The organism is Thermomonospora sp. CIF 1 (assembly GCF_001896795.1).
GTDB classification, from domain to species: domain Bacteria; phylum Actinomycetota; class Actinomycetes; order Streptosporangiales; family Streptosporangiaceae; genus Thermomonospora; species Thermomonospora curvata.
The window spans coordinates 222,625-248,163 of sequence record NZ_MOYN02000007.1 but is presented as its reverse complement, the minus strand read 5'-3'; the positions used below and the strand labels follow the sequence as shown (position 1 = coordinate 248,163).

At 70.2% G+C, this 25,539-nt stretch carries 19 protein-coding genes; 9 read left to right on the top strand and 10 right to left on the bottom strand.

The window, feature by feature from the left end:
* Window positions 1-2,136: a hypothetical protein gene (locus tag BUE48_RS03850; protein WP_286988861.1), complete on the top strand. Its 2,136-nt coding sequence runs from the start codon at window positions 1-3 to the stop codon at window positions 2,134-2,136.
* An 862-nt stretch (window positions 2,137-2,998) separates the two neighbouring features.
* Here the strand turns inward: BUE48_RS03850 and BUE48_RS03845 are convergent.
* The 3 genes from BUE48_RS03845 to BUE48_RS03835 are packed head-to-tail and all read right to left on the bottom strand — an operon-like array spanning window position 2,999 to window position 7,310.
* A complete protein-coding gene (locus BUE48_RS03845) occupies window positions 2,999-5,056 on the bottom strand; it encodes an Hsp70 family protein (RefSeq protein WP_012851156.1) in 2,058 nt (685 codons plus the stop codon).
* Window positions 5,053-5,856, bottom strand: coding sequence for a hypothetical protein (locus BUE48_RS03840; RefSeq protein ID WP_012851155.1), 804 nt, complete (start codon window positions 5,854-5,856; stop codon window positions 5,053-5,055). Before BUE48_RS03840 ends, BUE48_RS03845 begins: the two co-directional genes overlap by 4 nt.
* Window positions 5,856-7,310 (bottom strand): hypothetical protein, encoded by a 1,455-nt coding sequence (locus BUE48_RS03835; protein WP_286988855.1) that lies wholly within the window; start codon window positions 7,308-7,310, stop codon window positions 5,856-5,858. Before BUE48_RS03835 ends, BUE48_RS03840 begins: the two co-directional genes overlap by 1 nt.
* Before the next feature lie 512 nt (window positions 7,311-7,822).
* On the opposite strand from BUE48_RS03835, the gene BUE48_RS03830 reads away from it, so the two are divergent.
* Window positions 7,823-8,626 carry an ArsR/SmtB family transcription factor gene (locus BUE48_RS03830; RefSeq protein WP_012851153.1) on the top strand — a complete coding sequence of 268 codons (804 nt, stop codon included), beginning with the start codon at window positions 7,823-7,825 and terminating at the stop codon, window positions 8,624-8,626.
* 76 nt (window positions 8,627-8,702) lie between these two features.
* On the opposite strand, the gene BUE48_RS03825 is transcribed toward BUE48_RS03830, so the two are convergent.
* The 3 genes from BUE48_RS03825 to BUE48_RS03815 all read right to left on the bottom strand — a co-directional run bounded on the left by BUE48_RS03825 (window position 8,703) and on the right by BUE48_RS03815 (window position 13,032).
* Complete coding sequence (locus BUE48_RS03825) at window positions 8,703-9,473, bottom strand: SDR family NAD(P)-dependent oxidoreductase (RefSeq protein ID WP_012851152.1); 771 nt, start codon at window positions 9,471-9,473, stop codon at window positions 8,703-8,705.
* A gap of 269 nt (window positions 9,474-9,742) precedes the next feature.
* Entirely contained in the window at window positions 9,743-11,494 is a 1,752-nt protein-coding gene (locus tag BUE48_RS03820) for a class I adenylate-forming enzyme family protein (RefSeq protein ID WP_012851151.1), read from the bottom strand.
* Between the two features lie 278 nt (window positions 11,495-11,772).
* Window positions 11,773-13,032, bottom strand: coding sequence for an acyl-CoA dehydrogenase family protein (locus tag BUE48_RS03815; protein WP_012851150.1), 1,260 nt, complete (start codon window positions 13,030-13,032; stop codon window positions 11,773-11,775).
* Window positions 13,033-13,503: 471 nt separating this feature from the next.
* Here BUE48_RS03815 and BUE48_RS03810 point away from each other — a divergent pair, with 471 nt between their 5' ends.
* On the top strand, window positions 13,504-13,839 hold the full coding sequence (locus tag BUE48_RS03810) for an enoyl-CoA hydratase/isomerase family protein (RefSeq protein ID WP_286988851.1): 336 nt from the start codon (window positions 13,504-13,506) through the stop codon (window positions 13,837-13,839).
* A 200-nt stretch (window positions 13,840-14,039) separates the two neighbouring features.
* Here the strand turns inward: BUE48_RS03810 and BUE48_RS03805 are convergent, their stop codons facing one another.
* Together BUE48_RS03805 and BUE48_RS03800 are read right to left on the bottom strand one after the other, a co-directional pair.
* On the bottom strand, window positions 14,040-14,699 hold the full coding sequence (locus BUE48_RS03805) for a TetR/AcrR family transcriptional regulator (RefSeq protein WP_286988849.1): 660 nt from the start codon (window positions 14,697-14,699) through the stop codon (window positions 14,040-14,042).
* 714 nt (window positions 14,700-15,413) lie between these two features.
* Window positions 15,414-15,776, bottom strand: a complete 363-nt coding sequence (locus tag BUE48_RS03800; RefSeq protein ID WP_012851147.1) for a histone-like nucleoid-structuring protein Lsr2 — start codon at window positions 15,774-15,776, stop codon at window positions 15,414-15,416.
* A gap of 82 nt (window positions 15,777-15,858) precedes the next feature.
* Between BUE48_RS03800 and BUE48_RS03795 the strand changes: the two genes are divergently transcribed.
* Both BUE48_RS03795 and BUE48_RS03790 read left to right on the top strand, forming a co-directional pair.
* Window positions 15,859-17,364 carry a malonate--CoA ligase gene (locus tag BUE48_RS03795; protein WP_286988847.1) on the top strand — a complete coding sequence of 502 codons (1,506 nt, stop codon included), beginning with the start codon at window positions 15,859-15,861 and terminating at the stop codon, window positions 17,362-17,364.
* A gap of 683 nt (window positions 17,365-18,047) precedes the next feature.
* Entirely contained in the window at window positions 18,048-18,866 is an 819-nt protein-coding gene (locus tag BUE48_RS03790) for a GntR family transcriptional regulator (RefSeq protein WP_012851145.1), read from the top strand.
* A 272-nt stretch (window positions 18,867-19,138) separates the two neighbouring features.
* On the opposite strand, the gene BUE48_RS03785 is transcribed toward BUE48_RS03790, so the two are convergent.
* Complete coding sequence (locus BUE48_RS03785; RefSeq protein ID WP_012851144.1) at window positions 19,139-20,791, bottom strand: FAD-binding protein; 1,653 nt, start codon at window positions 20,789-20,791, stop codon at window positions 19,139-19,141.
* A 54-nt stretch (window positions 20,792-20,845) separates the two neighbouring features.
* On the opposite strand from BUE48_RS03785, the gene BUE48_RS03780 reads away from it, so the two are divergent.
* The 3 genes from BUE48_RS03780 to BUE48_RS03770 all read left to right on the top strand — a co-directional run bounded on the left by BUE48_RS03780 (window position 20,846) and on the right by BUE48_RS03770 (window position 23,851).
* On the top strand, window positions 20,846-21,421 hold the full coding sequence (locus tag BUE48_RS03780; protein ID WP_012851143.1) for a TetR family transcriptional regulator: 576 nt from the start codon (window positions 20,846-20,848) through the stop codon (window positions 21,419-21,421).
* Window positions 21,422-21,495: 74 nt separating this feature from the next.
* On the top strand, window positions 21,496-22,281 hold the full coding sequence (locus tag BUE48_RS03775) for a thioesterase family protein (RefSeq protein ID WP_286988842.1): 786 nt from the start codon (window positions 21,496-21,498) through the stop codon (window positions 22,279-22,281).
* A gap of 595 nt (window positions 22,282-22,876) precedes the next feature.
* Complete coding sequence (locus BUE48_RS03770) at window positions 22,877-23,851, top strand: ankyrin repeat domain-containing protein (RefSeq protein WP_286988841.1); 975 nt, start codon at window positions 22,877-22,879, stop codon at window positions 23,849-23,851.
* 232 nt (window positions 23,852-24,083) lie between these two features.
* Here the strand turns inward: BUE48_RS03770 and BUE48_RS03765 are convergent, their stop codons facing one another.
* A complete protein-coding gene (locus BUE48_RS03765) occupies window positions 24,084-24,503 on the bottom strand; it encodes a sporulation protein (RefSeq protein ID WP_286988966.1) in 420 nt (139 codons plus the stop codon).
* A 422-nt stretch (window positions 24,504-24,925) separates the two neighbouring features.
* On the opposite strand from BUE48_RS03765, the gene BUE48_RS03760 reads away from it, so the two are divergent.
* On the top strand, window positions 24,926-25,519 hold the full coding sequence (locus BUE48_RS03760; RefSeq protein ID WP_012851139.1) for an Rv1733c family protein: 594 nt from the start codon (window positions 24,926-24,928) through the stop codon (window positions 25,517-25,519).
* Window positions 25,520-25,539 lie beyond the last annotated feature (20 nt).

Sequence of the window (25,539 nt, the reverse complement as noted above, 5' to 3'; positions counted from 1 at the left end):
ATGACGGTCCCCCCTGAGACGCTCCCGACCGTCGGCGCAGGCCGGGAACCGGCCGCCGCCGCCGTCATGGCATGGCTGATGGACCCGTCGCGCCCCCGGCTGTGTCTGGTAACCGGATCCCCGGCGACGGGCAAGAGCTCGCTGGTCGCCTGGGTGGCGCTGAACTCGCTGCGCACCGGCGGGGCGCATGCGATCTTCAGTGCACGCGGCATGACCCTGCAGGCGGCGACCTGGGCCGTCGCCGAGCAACTCGCCCTCCCCGGAGGCGGCCCGGAAAGCCTGGTGGAGCGGGTCGTATCCGACATCCGCCCGGTCACGCTGATCCTCGGCGAGCTGGACGAGTGCGGAGTCCGGATGGACGGCACGGAGGCCGCCGTGATCATCGAACGGCTGCTGTCGCCATTGCTGGAGCTGCCGCACGTCCGGTTGCTGGTCGAAGGCCGGCCCCCGACCGTGGAGCCGCTGACCCTGTACCCGGCCGAGACGATCGACCTGGACGCGCCCTCCCTGACCACCCGGCAGGGCTTCACCGCCTGGCTGAGACAGGTCGCCGCCCGGCGAGGGGTGAGCGACCCGGCCGTGGTGGAGGCCGCTGCGACGCTGTACCCCAATGTGGGTCTGGCCGAGCCGGCGCTGCGCGCCGGGCCCGGTGAGGACGTCCCGCTGCGCTGGCTGCGCACCGTCCCCCCGCAGGCATGGCCCGCTTTGGAGGCTCTGGCGGGGGCGTACGCGCCGATCGGCCTGCACGTGTGGCGGGCGTGGACCGTCGCGCTCGCCGGGGACGCCGCCCGCGGGCAGGCGGCGCTGTCCCTCGCCGAGCCGCCGGCCACCAGGATCGGCGACCGGTACGTACTGGACTGCCGCATCTTGCGGGAACGAATCCGCGGTTTGCGGGACGCCGCGACGGCCGCTCAGGTGGCCGGGCTGCTCGGGCACGCGCTGTTCAACACATTGCCGGTGGCCGGCGGCGCTGTGGACTGGCCGAGCGCCGACCCGTACGCGGCCGTGCAGATACTCCGGCACGCCGCCGCCACCGGTGTCGCCGAGCGGCTGCTGGGTGATCCGGGCTGTGTGGTCCATGCCGACCCCATCGCTGTCACGGCGGCCCTGGAGGACCTGGGGGATCGTGCCCCCGCGGCGCTCACCCGCGCCTGGGAGTTCGCCGGGCCGGCCCTGCTGGAGACTTCCGAGCCCGCCGAACGGGCAGCGATGCTGCACCTGGCGGCACGATGCACCGGCGGGACCGACTTGGCCGGCCGGCTGGCCGGGTACGCAGCCGCGGCGCCCTGGACCACTCGATGGGCCGACGCCCGTCCCGGGGACTTTGGCACCGGGAAGTGGGCGGGACCGGTAGATGCGATGGCGTTCGCCCCCGCCGGTGACGGCAGCCGCCTGCAGGTGGCGGGCACCGGGACGCTGCGGCTGCTGTCCCCCGTCGATGGAAGGCCGGTGGGGCGTTCGCCGCGGCGCATTCCCGTGGTCCGGGCACTGCTCGCCTTCACCGATGGCTCGGCGCTGTGCCTGGACGGAGACGGTGGGCTGACGAGCGTGCAGGACGCCCAGGACCGGCCCGGCGCAGGCTCGGCCGCCGAGCAGGTCCGCGCGCTGGTGAGCGGGCATCGGACCGCCCCGCTGTCAGCGCTGGCCGCCGACGAGAGTGGACGCGGGCACGTCGTGGCCGGCGACCGTTCCGGGACTTTGCATCTGTGGCGTCCGGGCGCCGGCGATCCCGGACCGCTCACCTGGGCCCCCCACCTCGGTCCCGTCACCGCGGTGACCTGCCTCAGGACGCGGCCGGGCGGGCATCTGGTGATCAGCGGGGGCGCCGATGGGGCGGTCCGGCTGTGGAGCCCGGGCGAGGAAGGGGTCGACGGCGACGCGCTGCTGCAGCGCGACTGCCCGGTCACGGCCGTCGCCGCCGCGCCCGGGGCGAACGGCGCGCTGATCGCCGCCGGGTGGGCGGACGGTTTTCTGGCGCTGTGGCGCCCGTCCACCGACCAGGTACTGATCGTCCGCCTCGGCTTTCCGGTGAACGCCCTGGCCCTGGCCGGTGACGGCACCCTGTTCGCCGGCGGCCCGCACGGGGTTTGCGCACTGGGCATCCGCCTCGACCGGCTGCCCCGGCTTCCTTCCTGAGCGCTTCTCAGCGGCGAAGGGTTCCCTGTTCGGCCGCCGCGCGCCCCTGACGAGCCGGCCCGCGCCCCCAGAGCCATGCCCTGAGGGCCGTTGCGCACCTGCCTCCCCGGGCGGGACGGGATGCCGCTCACCTGTGGGCGGACATCGCGGTCCCCAGCGTGGGACGACTGCGAGGAACCGCACCGGGCGTGTGGGACGTTGATCAGCGGCGAGCACGGGCAGGCCCGCCGGGGACCTCGGCGGGCTGCTGCGCTGCGCATGCTCGGTCAACTGCGCGCCGTGCGGGCTCCGATGCCCTGTGCAGCTCTCACCTGAGCTCCATGGCGGTGATCGGCGATATCGGCTCTCCCCCTTCGGCGGCCTCGGTTCCCCGACAATGGAAGCCAGTGTCTCCCGGGTCTTGGCCGGCTCCCCGCCCCCGCGGCCCGGCGGAGGCCGTCCGAGCCCGTGCCTTCCGCCCCGTGGTCGGACTGTCGGCCGTCCCCGTGCCCGCCCCCGATCTCGCCTGAGCACCGCCGGACGCGCTGTCAGGGATGGTCCCTTCACAGGCGGATGCCGGAAACACCCGGCCGCCCTTCTGCGGCGGTCTCCGCCCATGTACGGGCGGCAACGCCGCCTGTGCAGGACGCACCAGGCCTTCAACTTGACGGCCGTACTTCAGCGAACCTTTTTCGACACGCCGTTTCCGCAGGCCGCAGGCAGGGACGTCACAGTCGGGGCGATGCCGTGACCTGCAACGTCATGCCCCCAGACAGCGTGCGGGCTCCCGTCCCAGGCTTCCAAGGCCACGTGTTGAAAAAGGTTCAGTGCCCGTGGGTGGGAGGCGACGTGGTGGCGGCGCAGCACCCCGCTTCAGGATTGATCAAGTGTTGCCGGATATCCGCCTTCGCGGCCGGACGGGCTTTCGCTGCAAGAAGATCCACTCGCCTCCTGCGTTCGAGACTCCGAGCATACGACCGGGGGTGAGGAGCCACGGGAACTCGGACTGAAGCTCCTTGAAGCTGTCGTTGCTGACGATGATCGCGTTCTTTCGCTCTGCGAGCATCACCACCAGACGGTCGGCCTTTCCCTCGGTTCCGGCGGGAACTTGGGCCACGACTCCCGCACGGATGCTCTTTTCCAGCTCCCGGCGGTCGGACTGGCTGACCTGGTGGGCCAGTGCGGCATCCACGATCACATCGACCTGAGAACCGGGGTACTGCGCCTTGAGCGCCTCGACCGCGCTGAGAAGCCGGGCGAAACTCGGCATGTCGCCGGCTCTCGCATCCCTGCCGAGCCAGGCGATGTTAGAGCCGTCGACCACGAACCGCCGACCGCTGCCGACGGCTTTCGCCGGAGCAGCGGCAGGTGCCGGCGGCCTGCTTTTCGGGGGTTTGGGCACCGGGGGTTTGGGCTGGACGCCAGGTGAAGAGGCAGTGCGGGAAAGACCGTCCAGTATCGCCATTTCCCGCTTGATCTCTTTGATGCTCAGCGTCTGGCCGTGGGTGAAGTCGGAGATCTCCTGGTCGACCAGGACCCGTCCGTCCCGGTCGAGGGTCGCCTTCACGTGAAGCAAACCGTCGTCCTTGTAGGTGTACTCCAGGGTGAAGGACGCCTCATTGCGGGGGAGCAGCTCCGGGTAACGCACATGCAAGGTGGTCAGTTGGAAGTTCTCCGGATCGTGGAGCTCCTTGGCCGGGTCCGCTTCCCAGATCTCGATCTTCAGCTCGGGCTGGTAGTCCTTGAGAGGGGTGTAGTTCTTGTGTTCGCGGGTGGGCAGCGGGGAACGCGGCTTGATGATCTCGCTGAAGACCCTCCGCCCGTCTGAGTTCCGCTTGGCGGTCGTGCCCAGCGCGTACATGGAGGACACCTGCAGGATGCTGTCGAGCTCCCCGTCCATAATCGCAGCGGCGATGGCCGCGCCCCTGGCGACGGCGGTCATGGGGTGGCAGATCTCGGCAGGCACCGTCTCGGTGTCCATCATCCGCTCCACGGCGCGGCGCACGCACGGCATCTGGCTGGTGCCACCGATCATGAGGATGTCGGTGATTCCGGTCGGGTCCATGCCCAGGTCATTGAGGCACATGCGGGCCGGCTGCAGGGCGGCCTCGACCAGGTGCCTGATCTGTTCCTCCAGCTCGGGCCGCGTCACCTCGATCAATTTGCTGCTGCCGGGAATCCTGGTCAGGACGCTCTCCTCCGTGGAGAGCCGGATCTTGGTCCGCTCCACTGCGAGCTCGAACTGCCGGTTCTCCTCCGCCGACAGTTCCGGCTCTTTGCCGATCTTCCTGACGATGAGCTCACGGAGTTTCTTATCGATCTCCAGCCCGCCCAGCTGGGTGACGCCGCGTGAGGCCCGTTCTTCGAAAACGCCGTCCTTGTGCTCCAAGACGGTGACGTCGATGGTGCCGCCGCCCCAGTCGAACACCATGATGGTGCCCTCTTCCTGGATGTCGTGCATGTAGGAGAGCGCGGCGGCGGTGGGTTCATTGAGCAGTGTCTTGACCGCGATCCCGGCGGCCCGGGCCGCGGCCCGCGTGCGGTAGCGGGCGCCTCCCTTGGCGTTGGCCGGAACCGTGATGACGGCGCTGTCGATCGTGGTGAGGTTGCTTACGGCCCGCTCCCGCATGGCACGGAAGACACCGGCCGCGACCGTGGTCGCCGACACTCGCCTATCCCGCAACTGGACCCCGCCGTCACTGGCGAGCATCCGCTTGCACGCCTCGATCACCCGGTTCGACCGGAGCTTGGCCTCCCAGCCGAACAGAGTGCCCAGCCGAAGAGAACTCTCCCCGGCGATGGTGGGAAAGAGGTACTCAAAGGAGGGGTAGAACCACTCGTCCTCGAGATGCTCACTGTCGAGTGCCAGCACCTCGACATCGTCGCCGTTCCACTGCGCGACCACGGAGTTGGTGGTGCCGAAGTCGATTCCGGTGGTCACGATTCAGTGCTCCTCTCGCCCGCTTCACCACCACTTCCCACAAGGAACGGCGGCTCGGCCACGTGCTTCAGGCGTCCCGCTCGGATGATCTTCCCGGTGAACTCATCGACATAGGCCGGTTCTGTGACCTGTAGGTAGAGCTTGCCTTCGGGGCTGTTTTCCGCCTTGAAGAAGTGAGCGCCGTGCTTGGGGTCAGAGATTTTCTTCACACCCGCTTCGACAAAGAACTCGTCAAGCAACTGGGGAAGCCGATCCAAATCCCCTTCGCGAACCACGCGTTCAATCTTTGTCAGGTGAGACAGGTGCTGTTTGCGATTACGAAATGCCTCTAGGACGGCCTGGCGAAGTACACCGCTCACCTGCCCGCTCAGCCCTCTTGAAGCCGATGGATCGACCTCGGCCAGGAGTTCGGCAGCACGTTGGGCGAATCTCTGCAATACGAGATTAAGGTCGAGCTGAACCCGCTGCTCGGCAATGACTTGAAGGCGGGACTCCATTTCACTGCGCAGCCGTTTCTCGAGCTCGGCTCGCTCCCGGCGCAAATCCTCTCGCTCAACCGGCTCGTCTTCCTTCGGCTGCACGGCGAGGCGCTCGAGCCGGCTGCGCACTTCACTGCGTATGAACTTCTTCAGCTCCTTGCTCAATTCGAGGAGGCGGCGTTCCACCTCGCGATCCAGCTGTTCGGTGATCTCTATGGCCACCCGGTGGTCTTCGATTCCCCCTGGCTTCGCCCCATGCTTCCGCCGGGAACCCTGCTGTTTGCGGTCAGACTTTCCGGTTCCCTTGTCCTGGTGGTTCATTAGTTGCTTTCTTCGGCTATGGAGGGGTGAGAGGTGAATTCGTCCAGCAGCGCCCGGATCGCCCCGGCCCGCAGCCCGGCCAGCTCCTCTGGGCCGCTTTGTGGAGTGCGGCGCTGCAGGGGTTCGGCTTCCGGCAGCAGCACCGCCGAACGTTTCCGGGGAGTCAGCAGTACGCGCTCATCGAGTGGGAGGACATAGAACTGGCCGCCATTCCGCTTGGCATGGCTCAGCCTCCGCTTGGCGGAGTTGATCCGGGTCAGCCTGTCGATGTCGCCATTCAACTGCTTGCGCAGCGCACGCCATTGGTCCTCCCAGTCGGGGTCGCCGTGCGGGACCCCCAGCATGAGGTAGGGATTCTCCCAATGGTCACGATCGTTGATCAGGGTGGCGCGGCGACGGCGCAGGTACTTCAAATTCTCCGTAAGGGCGGGGCTCTGTTTCCGTATCCGCCTCAGCAACTTGACCGCCAGTTCCAGCTCCTCATTCTCCAGAGCCAGATAGGCGCCCATGTTGTAGGCCTCCGCACAGAGGTCGGCGGATATCTTGATCCCCTCTCCGGAGGCGGACTTGTCAGCGGCCTTCAGCAAGTGCTGGACCTGCACCCGGGCCTTGTCGAGCCAGCCCATCAGAATCCAGCGGTAGCTGTTATAGAGCGCTCGCCATACATGAAACTCGCTGTTTTCGGGGTTGACGATGCCGCCTGGTACCCAGAGCGCTGCCAGCAGCGCCCACAGTCCCCGGTCGGTGGTGATGTGCTCGGGCCACCTGCCGACCTGCGCCCCGACGATGATCTGGTCGTATATGACACGCGCCTCCACAGGCAGGCGAGTGCGCAGGGAGATGTCCGGTTCGCCGCGCCAGAAGGAGGCGAGGAGGGAGAACAAGTCGTCCCCGTCGTCCAGGTCCTCCCCTTCCAGGAAGCGGTGGCGGCGCTCCATCTCGTCCCAGCCGAGCGCAACCGCGTCCGCTCTCCCGATCTTCTTCGGGGCCAGGCGGGCCTTGAGGTAGGTGCGCTCGCTCTTGTCATCGCGGAGGCGCCAGGGCCGGTCGTCGCTGCCGAGCAGCCCCAGCTCAATGAAATCGTCCACGACCGACAGCGGCACATCCGGTACCACCTGCAGGATTTCGGCCGTGGAAACAGGTGTTGGATGCCCGAGGGCCGCCAGATAGATCCGCCAGTCGACGGAGCCGTCGAGCACGTCCTCACCGGGCAGGCGGATGCTGCCGGCCTTCGGATGCTCAAGAGAGAGCAGCTGGACCCGGCGGCGCCCCACATCGGTCATCCAGGGCATTCCGGCTTGGAGCAGCTCGTCGAGGTAGCGGACGATGTGCTCGGGGGCGAGAGCTGCGAGCACCGTCTTGACGGCTTCGGGGAGGGCCGGCTCAGGCGCACCGTCGAGAGACTGCTTGACCACGGTCTGCGCGTTGGGAGGAAGAGACTTGTGCTCGAGCACCTCCGAGAGCACCCGGCGCAGCTCTTTGATGGTGTCCTCACCCCGGACCCCCAGCGCGGCCCATCCCTGAGTGACGGGGTCACCACCCCCTTTGCCGGACTTGATCGCCGCAATCCTGGCGTTGCGTTTGTTACGCCATGCGGCGACAAGTTCCGCGCGGGAAGCAGGCGCGTCCAGGACGACCCCTCCATCTCACCATCCGCCACCCGTTCACCACCGATCTCCGGACAATCGGCGGTGACCAGGGATGATATCGGCGAGCAGGGACAGCGTGCGATGAGGAGCCGGCGCGATCTCACGGCCGGCCCTTCTGCTCGACGGTCTCCGGGGCCTTCCAGGTCCCAGCCTCGCCCCTGACTGCGGCTGCCGCCCACGACAGGGCCTGCTCACCTGTGGGACCTGTGGGACAGGCATCGCGGCCCATGGGCCTTGGGGCCTACTACGTGCCATTCACGTGAAGCCGGGCTCAAGCACGGTTGATATGTGACCAAAAGGTCTCATATTCTGGGGGTGTGACCGACGACGAGCCGACGTTCAAGGCGCTGGCCGATCCGACCCGGCGGTTCCTGCTCGACCTGCTGTTTCAGCGGGACGGGCGGACGCTCACGGAGCTGGAGTCGGAGGTGGACATGAGCCGGTTCGGCGTGGCCAAGCACCTGCGGGTGCTGGAGGAGGCGGGGCTGGTGGTCACCCGGCGGTCGGGCCGGGAGAAGCTCCACTTCCTCAACCCGGTGCCGATCCGGCTGATCCACGACCGGTGGATCGGCAAGTACACCGAGCGGAGGGCGTCCGCGCTCGCCGACCTCAAGCACGAACTGGAGGCCCAGCACATGACCGCGACCGACACCGCCGACAGGACCGTGCAGGTGTACCGGGTGTACATCCGGGCCACCGCGGAGGCCATCTGGGAGGCCATCACCAAGCCCGAGTGGGCCGTGCGGTTCGGCTACCGCGCGCCCGTGGAGTACGAGCTGCGGCCCGGCGGGGCGTTCCGCGGGCTGGCCAGCGAGGAGATGAAGGCCGGCGGCGCCCCCGAGGTGATCATCGACGGGGAGGTCATCGAGGCCGACCCGCCGCGCAAGCTGGTGCAGACCTGGCGGCCGCTGTTCCTCGGCGAGGACTACACGCGGCTGACCTACGAGATCGAAGACGACGGCAGCGGCGTCTGCCGGCTGACCGTCACCCACGACGTCACCGGCGCGCCGAAGACCGCCGCCCAGGTCTCCGGCGCGGCCCCGGACGCCGGCGGCGGCTGGAGCCAGGTCCTCAGCGACCTGAAGTCCCTGCTGGAGACCGGCAGGTCCCTCTACGCTTGAGCCGTCTCGCCCCGGCCCGGGTCCCCGCCCCTGACCCGGGCCGCTCGTTTTTCGGCCGCAGGGAGCGCCGCGCCCGTCAGAAGATGGAGTAGGCGCCGTCCACCACGATGGTGTCGCCGGTGTGGAAGCCGCCGACGCCGCCGGCCAGGTAGACCGCCAGGCGGGCGAAGTCGTCGGGACGGCCCCAGCGGCGCTGCGGCATCCGCTTCATGACGTTGCTTTCGAACTTGGGGTTGTGCAGGACGGGAGCGGCCATGGGGGTCTCGGTCCAGCCCGCGACGATCGCGTGGGCGTTGATGCCGTAGCGGGCCAGCTCCACCGCGCATCCCCTGATCAGCGCGGCCAGGCCGGCCTTGCTGGCGGCATAGGCCTGGTTGGCGGGGGCGCCGTGGATGGCGGAGACGCTGGAGGTGCCCACCAGCACGCCACCGCCGCCGCGTTCGACCATGTGGGCCGCGGCGGCGCGCAGGGTGAGGAAGGCGCCGTCCAGATTGACGCGCAAGACCCTGCGGAACTCCTCCAGCGAGGTCTTGATGAACGGGGTGCCGATGCCGCTCACGCCCGCGTTGGCGAAGCAGGAGTCGACCCGGCCGAAGCGTTCCAGCGTCTCGGCGAAGGCCGCGTTGACGGAGTCCTCATCGCCGACGTCGCAGCGGATCGCCGCCACCTGGGTGCCGTGCTTGGACAATTCCCGGACCGCGGCCTCGTTGCGTTCGACGTTGGTGCCCCAGATGCAGACGTTGGCGCCGCACTGGGCCAGGCCGTGGGCCATGCCCAGGCCGATCCCGGAGTTGCCCCCGGTGATCAGGGCGGTGTGGCCGGACAGGTCGAACAAAGACGTGCTCATCCATCTCCTCACAGTCGTCGGGCCCGGTGGCCGTACCCGGCGTGCTCATGGTCCCAACGGCCGCCGCCGGCCATGCGCCCGGGCGGACGTGGCCGGCCCGTCCGCAGCGGGGACGGGCCGGCCACGTGGAACGGCCGGCGCGGGCACGGCTTCCCGTTCCCGCGGGCCCGCTTTGCGACCTGTCGCCGAGGTCCCGCAAGCACCGGCCCGGCCCGGCCGTGTCCGACGGCGTCCCGCCGGGCTCCGTGCGGCTACTTCGGCGACACGCCCTAGTTCGCCTTCCCCGAGCGGACCTGTTCGGCCACCGGGCCGCGCAGGTCGCGTTTGAGGACCTTCCCGCTGGGGGTGCGCGGCAAGGGCTCGTCCCGGAAGACCACGTGCGCGGGCACCTTGAAGGCGGCGAGCCGGGCGGCGACATGGCGGCGCAGGTCCTCGGCGGCCTGCGGGCCCGGCTGGACGCCGGGGCGCAGCTGGACGACCGCCACCGCCTCCTCGCCGAGCGTCTCGTGCGGCACGCCCACCAGGGCCGCGTCGCTGACGTCGGGGTGCTCGAACAGCGCCGCCTCCACCTCGGCGCAGTAGATGTTCTCCCCGCCGCGGATGATCACGTCCTTGAGGCGGTCGACCACATACACCCAGCCGTCCTCGACCTTGCCCAGGTCGCCGCTGCGGAACCAGCCGTCGACGAACGCCTCGGCCGTGGCCTTGGGGTTGTTCCAGTAGCCGCGGACGATGTTGGGGCCGCGGAACCACAGCTCCCCGATCCGCCCGTCGGGCAGGTCCCGCCCGGTCTCCGGGTCGACCACCCGCACGTCGGTGCCGGGCATGCAGCGTCCGACGCTGTCGGGACGCGCCACGTAGTCGGCGCCGCTGTTGGACACCACGGTCGAGGTGGTCTCGGTGAGGCCGTAGCCGGCGCCCGGGGAGACCGCGGAGGCGAAGTTGGCGTCGATGCGGTTGATCAGGTCGGGCGGGATCGACGTGCCGCCCATGGTCACGCCCGACAGCGTGGTGTAGGGGGCGGGGTCGGCGGCGGCGTCCTCGACGATCTGGCGCATCACGGTGGGCACGCCCGCCACGGAGGTGAGCTGCTCGCGGCGGATCAGCTCCCGCGCCTCCGCCAGGTCCCACTTGTACTGGGAGGCCAGCTTGGCGCCGGTCAGGGACGCAAAGCCCAGCACGCTGATGCCGGCGATGTGGAAGAACGGGAAGGTGCACAGGGTGCCGGGCTGAGGGGCGTCAGGGTCGAGCGCCGGGGGCTGCCCGCCGTTGGCGACCATCGCGCCGACGGTGACCGCCAGCAGCATGTTGAACAGGTTGGTGCAGTGGTTGCGGTGGGTGCCCACCGCGCCCTTGGGCCATCCGGTGGTGCCGGAGGTGTAGAGGATGGTGGAGTCGTCCTCGGGCGCTATGTCCACCTCGGGCAGGGCGGCGTCCGGGTCGAGGGAGGCCAGCACGTCCTCCCAGCGCCGGGCTCCGGGCGCGGGTTCGGCCCCGCCGCGCACCTCGATCAGCGGGACGTCGCCGAGGCCGGCCAGGTAGGGGGCGATCAGTGCGGCGCGTTCGGCGTCGGCGACGATGAGCCGGGCGCCGCAGTCCTCCAGCGCGTGGTGCAGCTCGCCACCGGTCCACCAGGCGTTCAGCGGCACCGCCACCAGGCCCGCGGCCTGGACGGCGTAGAAGATCACCGACCATTCGGGGTAGTTGCGCATGGCGATCGCCACCCGGTCGCCCTTGCGCAGGCCGTATTCCTCCAGCAGGAGGCGGGACAGGCCGGCCACCTGCCGCAGGTGCTCGGCATAGGTCCAGCGCTGGTCGCCGTAGACCAGGCAGTCCCGGTCGGCGAAGCCCCGGCCGGCCAGCAGCACGTCCCGCCAGGTCTGCGGGCCGCCGGAGTAGACCCGCATGGGGACGCCTCTGATCTCCCGCTCGACGATCTCGAAGGGCGCGCCCGGGGCGGTGAGGCGGGCCATCAGTTCTGCGCGCAGCCCGCCGGCGGTCCGGTGCTCTGCGGTCGTCATGCCGACCGCTCCTTGCCGAGGTCGCGGGGGCACGCCGCCGGGGCGGTGGGGGTGGGAACGGCACTGACCATGGTTCAGCCCTTCCGGAGACTGGGAAAATCTCCCGGTTGAACGGTCGTTCGACACTAAGTCGCGCCGGGCGGCGCGGTCAATACTCGGCCGTGCCGTTTCTTTCGGCCCGCATTCTGCTCTCTATACCCACCCGTAATGCGGAAAAATCCTCCGGAGCGTTCACAACGGCCCGGACGGGCGAACCTCCCGTCCGGGCCGGGCGGCGCTCAGCGGGCCCTCTTGCGCGGGCCGGCGAAGCCGAACAGGTAGCCGGCGACCTTGCGCATCTGGATCTCCTCGGCGCCCTCGGTGATCCGGTAGCGGCGGTGGTGGCGGTAGATGTGCTCGAAGGGGGTGTGGCGGGTGTAGCCGAGCCCGCCGTGGATCTGCATGGCGCGGTCGGCCGCCTCGCAGACGAAGCGGTTGGCTCGGTAGTTGCACATCGAGACCTTGTCGCTGATCTCCAGGTGCGGCACCCGGTCCAGGTCCCAGGCGGTCTTGCGGATCAGCCAGCGCAGCATCTCCGCCTCGGTCTGCAGCTCCACCAGCGGCCACTGGATGGCCTGCCGGGTGGCCAGCGGCTGCCCGAAGGTCTTGCGCTGCAGGGCGTACTCGACGCTGCGGTCGATGCAGTACTGGCCGGCGCCCAGGCTGGAGGCGGCCTGGCGGATGCGGTTCTCGTGCACGAACGCCTGGGCCACCGCCAGGCCCTCGCCCTCTTCGCCGAGGATCGCCGAGTTCGGCACGCGCACGTCCCGCAAGGTCACCTCGGCGTGGTCGGTGGGCATGTTGAGCGTCCACCAGTGGAAGTCCACGGTCAGGCCGGGGGCGTCGGTGGGGACGATGAAGGCGGTGATGCCGCCGGCGTCGCCGGGCTTGCCGGAGGTCCTGGCGAAGACCACATCGTGGGTGGCCGAGTGCATGCCGGAGTTGAAGCGCTTGACCCCGTTGATGATCCAGTCGTCGCCGTCGCGGACCGCGGTGGTCTCCATCCAGGTGGCGTCGCTGCCGTGGTCGGGCTCGGTGAGGCCGAAGCCGATGCGCTTTTTGCGGGCCAGCATCGGCTCCAGGAATTCCTCGATCTGCTCGGGCGTGCCGAACTCCAGCAGCATGTGGGCGAACGGGAAGTTGCCCACCACCGAGGCCTCGTTCTGCAGGTCGTTGTGCAGGCCCAGGCCCTTGCGCGCCAGGTGCTCGCGGATCACCGCCATGTCCAGGTTGCTGCCGCCGGAGCCGCCGGCCTCCTTGGGCAGGCCGTAGCGCAGCCAGCCGGCCGCGTCGGCGCGCCGGAACATCTCCTCCAGCAGCTCCTCCCACTCCCGGCGCGGCACGCCGCCGTTGTCGAAGTCGGTGCGGGCGTACTCGCGGCGATGGTCGAAGAAGCGCTCGTTGTCGTCCTGTTCCTGCAGCGGTTTGATCTCCCGCTCAATGAAGTCGTCGAGATCGGCCAGCAGCCGGACCAGCCGCTCGGGAAGCTCGAAATCCACAATCCCTCCTGAACGATCGTTCAGTTAGCATGGCACCGCCGCCGACGCCGGGGAAGAGGGCAGGGGCCCCTGGAGAGGGATCCGCCACGAGGCGGCCGACCGCATCGCCGCCGTGACCATCGACCGTCCGGACAGCCCGGCGCCATGACGCATGCGATGCCGGAGGAGTTCTGCGGCCGCATCGCCCGCGCCGGCGCCGCCCCCGAGGTCGCCGTCGTGCTGGTCACGGGTGTGCCGGGCGCTTTCTGCACCGGGATCGACCTGGCCTCCCGCTCCCACGCGGACCGGGGACGCATCGAGGCGCTCCGGGGTGCCGCTGCTGATGGGCTGCCCGAAGTCGGTGACCACCGCCGTGGACGGCATGGGCACCGAGTTCGCCGCTCAGGCCGATCTGCGCATCGCCTCGACCCGGGCGCGCTCCCGGTGGAACTTCGCCCACCGCGGCCCGGTGTCCGACACCGGGGCGGGCACTTGGCCGACGCCCCGGCAGATCGGGTTCTGCGGCTGCTGGACACCGGCGCCGACCTGCAGGTGCGGGAGGCGCTGGAGCCCGGCTTCGTCACCGGGGTCGTCGAGCCCGAGGAGCTGCCCCGGGCGGCCCGGGAACTGGCCGCCGCGATCACCGGATCCTCTGCGTTCGCGCTGAGGCGGATCGAGCGGCTGGTGCTGGAGGGGACGGCGACCGGCCTGCGCGAGCACCTGCAGGCCACACGGGCGGCACTGGAGGAGCGCTTCGCCCCCGAAGAGCGCGCCGAGGGCGTCGCCGCGTTCTTGGAGCGCCGCAAGCCCCGCTTCACCGGACGCTGAACGCCGCTCCCGGTCCCAGGGGCGGCCGCATGCCGGTCCAGCGGCCCCGCGCCAGCAGCCCAGAAAACTCCGGCCCCCTCCAGCCACCCACCTCGAAGGCCGCACACCGGCCCTAGGGGGGTTTCCCGGCCCGCTTCGCCGGACGGTGAACGTTGCTCCCCGCTTGAACGGCAGCCGTTCAAAAGCCCCGTGTCGGCGGTTCAGGAGAGGGCGTGGGGCTCCCGGTAGCCGACCGTATCGAGGGCCATGCGCTGGTAGATGGCGGCGATCTCCTCCGGCGTCTGGGGGCCGGTCTCCCGGAACCAGGTCGCCACGGCCGTGCAGGCGGTGACGATCATGCGGGAGGCCTCCTTGGGGTGGGGCGTGGTGAACACGCCGCGCACGACGCCGTCGCGGACGACGCGGTCGAACATGCGCTGCTGGGTGTCGCGTTTGGCGACGATCAGGCGGCGGGCCTGGGGGGAGAGGCTGCGCAGCTCGGTGTTGCCCAGCAGGCTCTCGCGGCGGAAACGGGTGTGGGCCAGCACGTGCTGGCCGACGATGGCGCGCAGCCGGTCGGCGGGGTCGTCCCCGGCGTGGAACAGGGCCTCCTCGGTGCTCTCCACCAGGCGGTCCATGCAGCGGTCCAGGATGGTGACCAGCAGGTCGTGCTTGGAGCCGAAGTGGTGGTAGATCAGCCCCGGGCTGACCCCGGCGGCCTCGGCCAGGTCGCGCACCGAGGTGCCGTGGTAGCCGTGCCGGGCCATCACCTCCACGGCCGCCTGCAGGATCGCGGCCGCGGTGGGGTCGTCGCCGGGCAGCACCACGCTGTTGCCCGATGAGGCGGCCGCGGACCGCCGTCGTTTCCCGGTCGACTCCACCACCGCCTCCATGCTCGCGCCTCAGTCTATGGTCGCCTTGAACACCCGCTCAACATATACGGGGTCCACCGAAAGCCCGGCCGACATGCGCCTTGCGGTGAGCCTTTTCACTGAACCTTTTTCAACACGCCGTCTCCGCAGGTCGGGACGGGGGCATCGCAGTCTGGGACGATGCCGTGACCTGCAACGTCGCGGCAGTGGAGGCCATCGGGGCTCCCGTCCCCGGTGCCTTGGACCACGTGTTGAAAAAGGTTCACTGGCCCCTTTTAACGCATGGCCCAAGACGCCGCGGACGGGGTCTTGCAGGTGTCCGGCGCTGCGACGTCCCCGTCTCGACCTGCGGAGACGGTGCGGCGGAAAGGTTCGGTGGGATGCATCCCCTTCGCATGCGGCGGTCCCGGCCGCCCGGGCCAGATCTGCATCGCCGGATTCGGTACGAGACGTCCGAAGCAGTCCCAGGCCCTGCCGTCCCGGGGATGCGGCTGTGTCCGGCCCGGTGAGCGCACCACCGCCGGTGCTGAACGTCCGTTCAAACCGAAAAGGGGCCGGGTGGGTTTTCCGTCAGCCGGGTCGTGTCGATCGTCGTCGCGGCCGGGCGCTCTCGGCACCGGCCGCCGCTGACGTCCTCCCCACGGCGGGGGAGGACGTCAGCGGGTGCCCGTGATCCGCGCGTCAGGAAGAGAGGGCCGCCGGATCAGGAACGGGCGGTGAGATTCACCCTTCGGGCTTGGCGTCCGGGTGAGCAGCGATGAACTGCTCGTAGACCTCGTCGGGGATCTTGCCCCGCTCGCTGAGCTCGATGCCCTGGGCCTGGGCCCACTGGCGGACATCGGTGTTGGAGTAACCCCGGAGCCGAGGAGCGGCGTCGGCGCTCTTGCGGGCGCGGGTGGCGCGCTTGACGGTGGTCGCCTTCTCCAGGTAGGGGGCGAGCGCCTCAAGCACCTCGGTGAGCTTCTTGTAGTTGGCGTCCCCCAGGTCGATGGTGAACTGGGCGCCGGCTACCTCGAAATCCCGCTTGGCGACGTCCTCCCCTTCGTGCCCGTCGATGTCGTCGACCAGGACGACCTTGGTGGCCATGCACTCCCTCTCGTTGACTTGATCGGCGAGCCATCATCATAGGAGCCGACCAGGTCATGACGGGCGCGATGGAGGAAGCACGATGCTCAAAGGGCCCGACGAGTGGCTCTCAACGCACGCCGATCGCAGCCCGGACCGAAGGTTCCTGCTGCTGGAGGACGGCTCGGCCCTGACCTACGGCCACTTCGACGAGCTGGTGGCCGGCTACGGCGGGGCGCTGCGGCAGGCCGGCGTCAAGGCGGCCGACCGGGTGGTCGTGCAGGCCGGCAAGTCGCCCGAGGCGCTGGCGCTGTGCCTGGCGTGCCTGCGGATCGGCGCGATCTACACCCCGCTGAACACCGCCTACACCCCGGCCGAGCTGGAGTACTTCCTCCAGGACGCAGACCCCGCCCTGCTCGTCCTGGACCAGGAGGCCGACCGTCCCAAGGCCGTGGCGCCCGGGGTGCCGGTCGAGACGCTGGGGGACGGCGGCACGCTTTCGGCCGCCGCGCGCACGGCCCCGCCCCACCGCGAGCAGGCCCGGTTCGACCTGGACGCCCCCGCCGCGATGCTGTACACCTCCGGGACCACCGGACGGCCGAAGGGGGCCGTGCTCAGCCGCCGGGTGCTCGCCTCGAACGCGGCGGCCCTCGCCCGGATCTGGGAATTCGGCCCTGAGGACGTGCTGCTGCACGCTCTGCCGATCTTCCACGCCCACGGCCTGTTCATCTCGACCAACACGGTGCTCGCCGCGGGCGCCTCCATGGTCTTTTTGAAGAAGTTCGACGCGGCCCAGGTCATGGCCTGGCTGCCCCGCTGCACGGTGATGATGGGGGTGCCGACCTTTTACACGCGGCTTCTCGAACGGCGGGAGCTGGACCGGGCCGCGGTGAAGGGCGTGCGGCTGTTCGTGTCGGGTTCGGCGCCCTTGCTGCCCGAAACCCACCGGCGTTTCAAAGAGCGGACCGGTCACGCCATTCTGGAACGCTACGGCATGACCGAGACCCTGGTGATCTCTTCGCACCCTTACCACGGGGAGCGCCGTCCCGGTTCGGTCGGTTTCCCTCTGCCGGACGTCCAGGTGCGGATAGCCGACCCGGCGACGGGCGAGGTGCTGCCGGCCGGCGAGATCGGCGTCATCGAGGTGCGCGGCCCCAACCTTTTCGACGGCTACTGGCGGGCCCCGGACAAGACCGCGCAGGACATGCGCCCGGACGGCTTCTTCATCACCGGCGACCTGGGCATGCTGGACGCCGAAGGCCAGATCCACATAGTCGGCCGGAGCAAGGACCTCATCATTTCCGGCGGCTACAACGTCTACCCCAAAGAGGTCGAAACAGAGATCGACTCCCTGCCGGGCGTCAAGGAGAGCGCCGTGGTCGGCGTCCCGCACCCCGACTTCGGCGAAGGGGTCATCGCGATCGTCACCCCCCTGCCGGGAGCCGAACTCGACCCGAACTCGATCATCGACGCCCTCAACGGGAGACTGGCCCGCTACAAGCAGCCCAAGCGCGTTTTCATCGAGGCGGAACTCCCCCGCAATGCGATGGGCAAAGTCCAAAAAGAACTCCTCCGCCAAAAACACCGCGAAACATTCACCACAGCGTGATGCCGGCGAGTTCGGCATCGCGCACGGCACGTTGGCGTTTCCCGGCGATCGGCGCCGCTGGAAAACAGAAGCCCTGGTGGCGGCCCGCCAGGGCCGAGAGGCCTCCGGAAGGCCGTGCGACATGGGTGCGTGCCCCGTCCCGTCGTGAAACCCTGTTGCGCACCGATCAAGATCCAGCGGTTCCAAGCGGATGGGCGTGTCGCTTCCCCAGGCCTGCTCCTCCCCTGGACAGCGTCCACTGTCGGTGTGCGCTGGTTTCCAACGCACCGTTCCCGCAGGACGCATACGGAGACATCGCAGTCAGGGACGATGCCGTGGCCTCGGACACCGCCGAAGCCCCGTCCCGGCCCTCCAGGGCCACCTGTTGAAAAGACTCCCCGACGCTCGGGGGCGAAGGCTGATCACCGCACTCGGAAAGAAGGTCCCGCTCTTCTTCAGAAGACCGTTTCCGCAGTTCACGGGCGTGCTCCGAAGCCGGTTCCCGACCTGGGCAGCGTGGGGTCGCCCGAGCAGGGCACGGGGCATTGAGTGAGCACACCGGCCCGCCTCTCCACGAGCTCTCCTGTGGACTTCCCTTCAGGTCTTTTGACGAGGAATGCCTCCCAAGCAAGAGCGGTAAAACCCGACAGAGGAACCAACCCCTCTGATGGGTTCCGCGCCTCTGATGGGAATGAGAGTCGATCATGGCGGACGCCCTGCCCAAGTACCTCCAGATCGCCAAAGACCTGCAACGGCAGATCGAGGAAGGCACGCTCAAGGCCGGTGACCGGCTGCCCACCGAAAGCGAACTGGCGGCCAGGTGGAAGGTCTCCACGAGCACGGTCAAAGACGCCCTCAGCGAGCTGCGCAAAAGCGGCCGGGTCCAGACCCGCCCCCGGGAGGGCACCTTCGTGCTGCCCCGCCGCAGACCGCTGACCATCACCCTCAACGACCGGGAACTGGACATGCCGCAGGTGCCGGCCGAATCCCGGATGGGCGGCGGGGAGGGCCGGGCGTTTCGGCAGGAGGCCGAACGCCAGGGCTTTCAGGCCACCTGGGACCTGCCGGAGGTCACCGTCGGCCCGGCCGAGCCCTGGCAGCTGGAGGCCTTCGGGCTCCCCCCGGACCAGCGGGTGCAGATCGTGCAGCGCAAGCAGCGGCGCTTCATCGACGGGGAGCCCAACTCCCTGCAGTACTCCTACTTCACCCTGGAACTGGCCCTCAAAGCTCCCCTGCTGCTGAACGGGGAGGACATCGAGCAAGGGCATGTGGCCTACCTGGCCGAGCTCGGTTTCGTGCAGGTCGGCTACCTGGATGAGTTCGACGCCCGGCCCCCGCACCGCGATGAGGCGGAGTTCTTCGGTCTCTCCCGCGACAGCCTGGCCGTGATCGAGCACTCCCGCACCGCCTACGACCAGGACGGCAAGCCCTTCCGGCTGACCGTCACGGTCTACCGGCCGCGCAGCAACAAGATCCGCTTTTACGCCGGCAAGGTGCCCCCATCCGTACTGGAAGGCTCATGAAGGCCGGAAGCCCGGACAGCCGGCCGAGGACGCCGCGCTCCGAACGAGGTGCTTCTCCCAGCCCATACGCTGGACGGCCCCTCCCCGAGAACGGGAGGGGCCGTCCAGCGAGCCTTGTCAACATGCGCTCTCAGCGGGCCGGGACGGAGGCCCAAGCGGTCCTCAAGGTCATGACATCGCAGGTCACGGCTCCGTCCTGACTGCGCTGTCCCCGCATGTGACCTGCGGGGACGGCATGCTGAAAAAGACTCATGGCCTTTGCGGGCGGTTCGTCAGGTGCGGTTGCGGGCCATGTGGCGGGCGGCGCGGAGGCCGAAGACGGTGGCGGGGCCGATGGTGGAGCCCGGGCCGGGGTAGGTGCGGCCCATGACCGAGGCGGAGGTGTTGCCCGCCGCGTACAGGCCCTCGATGACCGAGCCGTCTTCGCGCAGGGCGCGGGCGTCGGCGTCGGTGACCACGCCGCCCTTGGTGCCCAGGTCGCCGATGACGACCTTGAACGCGGTGAACGGGGGCTTCTCCAGCGGCCCCAGGCACGGGTTGGGGCGGACGGTGGGGTCGCCGTAGTAGCGGTCGTAGGCGGAGTTGCCGCGGCCGAAGTCGCCGTCGATGCCGCAGCGGGCGAAGCCGTTGAAGCGTTCGACGGTGGCCTGCAGGCGGGCCGGTTCCACGCCGATCCGGACGGCCAGCTCGCCCAGCGTGGCGGCCTTCACCATGATCCCGGCCTCGGCCATGGCCTTGTTGACCCGGGGGTCCATGGCGAAGCTGCGCATGTAGCGGCGGGCGTGCCGGGCGTCGGCGATGAGCCAGTAGGGGCCGTCCTTGTCGTGTTCGAGCATGTGGTGGCCCAAATCGACGTACGACTCGGACTCGTTGGCGAAGCGGTCGCCCTTGGCGTCCACCATGATCGAGTACGGCAGGGAGCGCTCGCCGACGATGAAGGCGGGGGTGCCGCCGGGGACGGGGGCCACCGAGGCGCCCCACCAGGCCTCGTCCATCAGTTCCAGGGCGGCGCCGACGGACTGGGCCAGCTCGATGGCGCGGCCGAGGTTGCCGGGGTTGCCGGAGGGGGAGCCGTCGATGCCCTGGTACTTGCGCCGCCACTTGGCGTTGTGCTCAAAACCGCCGGCGGCGAGCATGACGCCGCGCCGGGCGCCGACGGTGATCTGGCGGCCGTGCCGCCGGGTGCGGACGCCGACCACGCGGTCGCCGTCGACCAGCAGTTCCTCCAGCGGCGCGTTCAGCCACAGCGGCACGCTCTGGCGCAGCACCACCGCCTCCAGGAACGAGCAGGCCAGCCCGGCGCCGATGCCGACCAGGCGCCGGCCGCGCGCCACGCCGCCCAGCGCCCGGAACACGAAACGGGCGCCGCGTGCGAAGCCGCCCGGGGTGGACCAGGCCCGCGACAGCAGCCACACGTCATCGGTCTTGATCGGCACCGGGAGGGCCGCGCGGCAGCTGTCCCACCAGTGGCCGATCCGCTTGGAGTCGAACGGCTCGACCTCGATGGAACGGCCGATCTTGCCGCCGGGCAGCTCGGGGTAGTAGTCGGGGTAGTCGGTGGCGCGCACAAAGCGCATGCCGTACTTTTCGGCCGTGGTGACGAAGTCGTCCACCCCGTCGACGAAGGCCTCCTTGCGTTCCCGGGAGGTGGCGCGGCCCACGTCGCCGATCGTGGCCTCCATGTAGGCCAGGGCCTCTTCGCGGGAGTCGGCGACGCCGGCCCGCCGCATGAGGGGGTTGTTGGGCATCCACAGGCCGCCGCCGGACATCGCCGTGCTGCCGCCCCATTTGTCGGTGCCCTCCAGGATCACCACGCTCAGGCCCTCGTCGGCGGCGCCCAGGGCGGTGGCGAATCCGGCGCCGCCGCTGCCGACCACCACGACGTCATAGGTGTGATCAAAGGACTGGTTGCCGGGTTGGGACATCGGCCGCTCCTTCACCTAACCGGACACCTTTGTCCGGAAGAGTATGCTGCGGATGTGCCCGCCACGTCACGCAGGGGCAATCGAGGTCCGGCCGCCGCCGCCGGCAACCGCCGCGCGATCTTGGACGCCGCCCGCCGTCTGTTCACCGAACGCGGCTACCGGGTGCCGCTGAGCACGATCGCCCGGGAGGCCGGGGTCGGCCAGGGGGTGCTGTACCGGCACTTCCCCACCCGGCTGGACCTGGCGTTCGCGGTGTTCGAGGAGAACTTCGCCGAGCTGGAGGCCATCGCCGCCGACCCGGGCGAGGGGGCCTTCGGGCGGCTGTGGTCGCGGCTGCTGGAGATGACCATCGCCGAGTCGGCGTTCGTGGAGATGGTCGTGGACGCCCGGCGCGCCCTGCCCGACCGGGGGGACGACCGGCGGCTGCTGGCGCTGGTGGAGGCGACGCTGCCGCGCGCCCGGGCGGCCGGGCTGGTGGACCCCGCGCTCACCGCCGACGACGTGCTGCTGGCCCAGCGCATGGTCTACGGGGTGGTGGTCACCGAGACCGACCCGGTGCGGGTCCGGCAGGCCGTGGAGGGGGCGCTGGCCCTGCTGAAGGAGCGCGCCCTCGTCCCGGCGGTGCGCTGACCTGCGCCCTTCGTGGACGGCGCGAGGAGGGGCCGCCGGTCAACGCAGATTCCGGCATGCACAAAAATCGTCCCATGAGCGATCTGCCGGAAGCCTTCTATCTGCCCCTCGGGGACGGCCGCTACGAGCCCACCCGCGCCACCGAAAGCCCGTGGTCGCCCGACGCCCAGCACGGCGGGCCGCCCACGGCGCTGCTGGCGCACGAGCTGGACGCCGCCGCCGCACCCGGCATGCGGCTGGCCCGGATCTCGGTGGACTTCCTCGGCCCCATCCCGCGCCGCCGGCTGCGCATCGAGGTGTCCACGCTGCGTCCGGGACGGCAGATCGCGCTGGCGGAGGCGACGATGATCGTCGACGACCGGCCGGCGGTGATCGCCCGCGCCTGGCACATCGCCACCGGCCCGACGCCCCCGGCCGCCGGCGCCCCGTTCGACCCGCCGCCGCCGCTGCCTGAGGCCCAGGAGGACTGGCACGACCCCGACCTGGACGGCTGGGGCTATGGCCAGGCCATCGAGTGGCGGCACACCCACGGCCTCGGCGAGACCTCCGGCCATGCGGAGGTGTGGACGCGGGTGCGCATCCCCCTGATCGCCGGGGAGAAGCCGACCGGCCTGGCGCGGGCGCTGATCGTCGCCGACTCGGCCAACGGGATATCCCTGGCGCTGCCGATGCGGCAGTGGCTGTCCATCCCGCCGACCATGACCGCCACGTTGGGGCGCCTTCCCGAGGGCGAGTGGGTGCACATGGCCGCCCGCACCCGCCTGTCCGACGACGGGCTGGGCGTCGCGCACGCCACCATGAGCGACCTCACCGGCTATCTCGGCGAGGTCACCCAGCCGCTGCTGGTCCGCGAGCGCTGACCGCCGCGCCCTGGGATCCTCACGCGGCGGCGGGGAGGCCGTCCAAGGCGAGCCGGTGCCGGTCGTCACCAAACCTCTTTCAACACGACGTTCCCGCAGATGGAGCCGGCGGCAATGCCGTGACCTGCAACGTCGTGACCTTGGATGCCGCAAGGGCTCCCGTCTGCGGCGCCCAAGACCACGTGTTGAAAAAGGTTCACTGATGCTGCAGCGCAGGCCCGGTCCGGCGGCGTCGCGTGCCGCGTCCTTCCCGCCGCGGCCCCTCCTTTCGGGCGCTCATGCCGCTTCTCCGCCGCCGAACTCGTTCACCACCCTGTTTCCTCAGGTCACCTACGGGTAGGACGTGCTTTCAAGACTTCTGCTCCCAGAGTTTTGAGGACGGGTGTTGGACAGAATTCTCCATCCATCGGGTGAACGTCGGCGGAATTAATAGCGCCGGGGTCCGCCCCGATGCGCGAAGGGTTCTTTTTCCGTCTCCCTAAGGCCCCCTCAGGAAACACCGCAGCCCTGGCCGTGAGGTGCTCGCGCGCCGCCACAAAGAAACGGTAGGTTGAAAATGATCATGCTGTCGGGTGCGTGGACCCCAGGGGGCGCCATGGCCGCTGAGAAGAACGACTGGACGGGAGTGGCCCGGTGGGACTGGGAGGATCCGGACACCATCCGCGCCCGGCTGGAGGCGGGGGCCGATCCCGACGCCCGGATCTGGGGCGGCCGGCCGGTGCTGCACGTGGCGGCCGAGCTGGGGTCCCCGGAGGCGGTCGCCGAGCTGGCCGCGCGGGCCCGTGACATCGACGCCGAGTACATGGGGCGCACGGCGCTGTGGGAGGCCGTCTTCGCCCGCTGCTACGGCAACGCCCGCGTGCTGGCCGAGGCGGGCGCCGACCCGTGGCGGCCGATGATGGCCGGCTGGCCGCCCGGACGGCTCGCCCTGGCCGGCCCGAACCCCGACCTGTTCCCCCTGCCGGAAGGGCGAAGCGGCCTGTCGCCCGCCGAGTCCGCCGCGGTGGCCGAGGCCCGGCGCATGGTCGCCGTGCTGGGCGATGTCTCCGACTACATCGGCATGGGCGTGGCGTGCGTGGCCGGTATCGACGCGGCCGAGGCCGCGCGGCGGCTGCAGGCCACGCCGATCACCGACACCGGTCCCGGTTCCTTCCTGGCCGATCCGTGGTCCCACCGGCTGGACGGGGAGGACGGCCTGACCATCGTGGGCGCCACCGACGTGTCCGGCGGGTGCGTCATCACCCAGCCGTGGGGGTACGCCCCGCAGATGCCCGGGGTGCTGAAGGCGCTGTCGGCGGGCACCGTCTGCTACGGGATGTACGCCAATCCCAAGAGCGGCGATCAGGGCAGCATCTGCCGGGACGGCGTGCTGGAGGACTGGGATCTGATTCCCGGCGCCCCTCCCGGCCCTGACGCCTCCTCTCGGGAGGTCCTGCTGTCCTTCCTCTATCAGGACGATGCGGTGGGGTACGCGTGCGCCTACGCGGGCCTGCGGCTGACCGACGCCCGCGCGGTCACCGGCCCACCCGATGTGTGGCTGCGGCTCCCCCGCCGCGACTACTGGCAGTGAACCTTTTCAACACGTGCGGGCCGGGACGGAGACCCAGGCGGCGTCCGAAGTCATGACATACAGGTCACAGCGTCGCCCCTGACCTCACCGCCCCGCACGCAACCTGTGGGACGGCGTGTTGAAAAGGCTCACCGCCCCCGGCGCGGCCCAGAAGGCCGCCGTGTGGCTTCGGTCTTGCTCCCGGCGAGGTCGTCGTCGGCCTCGTGGACGTGCTCAAAAGCCGCAGCGGCTGCTACCCGCCCACTCCCCACTGGGAACGGAAGTGCTCCTCCAGCCACTGGGGGAAGAATTCCTCGGTCAGTCCCTCGTACTCGAACCGGTAGGGACCGTAGGGGCCGATGATCAGGTGGAATGAGTCGGCTCCGGTGAGGACGCCTATTTCCAGGTTCTGGTGGCTCCACCCGCCGTACCCCGCGGGGAAGAAGAATTCCAGCTGCTGGGAGCACGGCAGGGTGTGCATCCCTTTGGTGAGCTCGAACTCGGCGAACTCGGTGTCGGACTTCTCGAACCGGAATCCCAGGTCCAGCAGCGCCTGGATGAACAGGTCGTGGGCGGGCAGCCCGTGCACGGCGATCTCGTCGAAGTCGCCCCGGTCCACCGCCTTGTCGATCGCCGGGCAGGTGCGGACGGCGGCGCCCGGTGCGCAGGGGATCGCACCGCTGCACGAGCCGGTGCGCGGCGGGCCGCAGCCCCGCGAGCGGGAGTTCCCGACCGGGCGGCCGCGCCCCGCCGACGACCAGATGCTCGCCGAGGTGCCGCAGGCCCGGCCCGGACGGCCGGCCGCCTTTCACCGGGGCGCTGCGCCGGGCGGTCACCGCCGGGCTCGACTCGCCGCTGGTCACGCCGCTGCCGGCGCAGGAGGAGATCGCCGGGGCGCGGGGACGGGCCGCCGCGCGCAGCCGAGCCGAGATCACTTGCACGCCGTTTTCGCGTCTTCGGTGAGCCGTCCCCGAGACGGGGCAAAGGGACTTTGGTCCCTTGGTGTCGGGAAACCCGGCCCTGACCTGGAAGGTCCTTGCGGCCCTAGCGTCGGGGGGACGCCAAGGAGGGCGCGGGGACGCGGGGAGGAAGAGCATGAGGGCTTCCGGCGCGATCGAACGGCTGCACCGCCTGCGCAGGCGGCTGGGTTTCGATCGCAATGAGCTGCGGCGCGGCGTCGACCGGCTCCAGTGGTCGGCCGGGCTGCTGCTGACGGTGCTGTTCGTGGTGCTCGGCAGCACGGTGGCGGTGCTGGCCGCCGGGCCGGTCTACCAGGACGGCGTGCGGGCCGAGCGGCAGGAGCGGGCCGTGCGGCACCAGGTCGTGGCGACCGCGCTGAGCCGCCCGGAAGCCGGCGGCCCCGACGCCGTGGCCCGGTATGTGGTGCGGGTGCGCTGGACCGAGCCGGACGGCTCGGCCCGCACCGGGACGGCCGCGGCGTGGAGCCCGCAGATCCGCCCCGGTGAGACCAGGCGGGTGTGGGTGGACGACTCGGGCCGGCCCGCCGATCCGCCCCGCTCGCACCGGCGCACCGTCTTCGAAACCGCCGCCACGGCCGCCGGCGCCGTGCTGGCCTCCGGGCTGCTGCTGCTGATCGCCTACATGCTGGTCCGCCAGCACACCGACCGGCTGCGCGCCGCCGAGTGGGACGCCGCCTTGGCCAGGCTTAATCCCCGCCGGACCCGCTGACCCTCCTCCGGCGGCTCGCG

Coding starts and splice junctions, on each gene's coding strand:
- BUE48_RS03850 (WP_286988861.1), top strand. CDS start 1: ATGACGGTCCCCCCTGAGACGCTCCCGACCGTCGGCGCAGGCCGGGAA.
- BUE48_RS03840 (WP_012851155.1), bottom strand. CDS start 5,856: ATGAACCACCAGGACAAGGGAACCGGAAAGTCTGACCGCAAACAGCAG.
- BUE48_RS03825 (WP_012851152.1), bottom strand. CDS start 9,473: ATGAGCACGTCTTTGTTCGACCTGTCCGGCCACACCGCCCTGATCACC.
- BUE48_RS03820 (WP_012851151.1), bottom strand. CDS start 11,494: ATGACGACCGCAGAGCACCGGACCGCCGGCGGGCTGCGCGCAGAACTG.
- BUE48_RS03800 (WP_012851147.1), bottom strand. CDS start 15,776: ATGGCCACCAAGGTCGTCCTGGTCGACGACATCGACGGGCACGAAGGG.
- BUE48_RS03795 (WP_286988847.1), top strand. CDS start 15,859: ATGCTCAAAGGGCCCGACGAGTGGCTCTCAACGCACGCCGATCGCAGC.
- BUE48_RS03790 (WP_012851145.1), top strand. CDS start 18,048: ATGGCGGACGCCCTGCCCAAGTACCTCCAGATCGCCAAAGACCTGCAA.
- BUE48_RS03785 (WP_012851144.1), bottom strand. CDS start 20,791: ATGTCCCAACCCGGCAACCAGTCCTTTGATCACACCTATGACGTCGTG.
- BUE48_RS03775 (WP_286988842.1), top strand. CDS start 21,496: ATGAGCGATCTGCCGGAAGCCTTCTATCTGCCCCTCGGGGACGGCCGC.
- BUE48_RS03770 (WP_286988841.1), top strand. CDS start 22,877: ATGGCCGCTGAGAAGAACGACTGGACGGGAGTGGCCCGGTGGGACTGG.
- BUE48_RS03760 (WP_012851139.1), top strand. CDS start 24,926: ATGAGGGCTTCCGGCGCGATCGAACGGCTGCACCGCCTGCGCAGGCGG.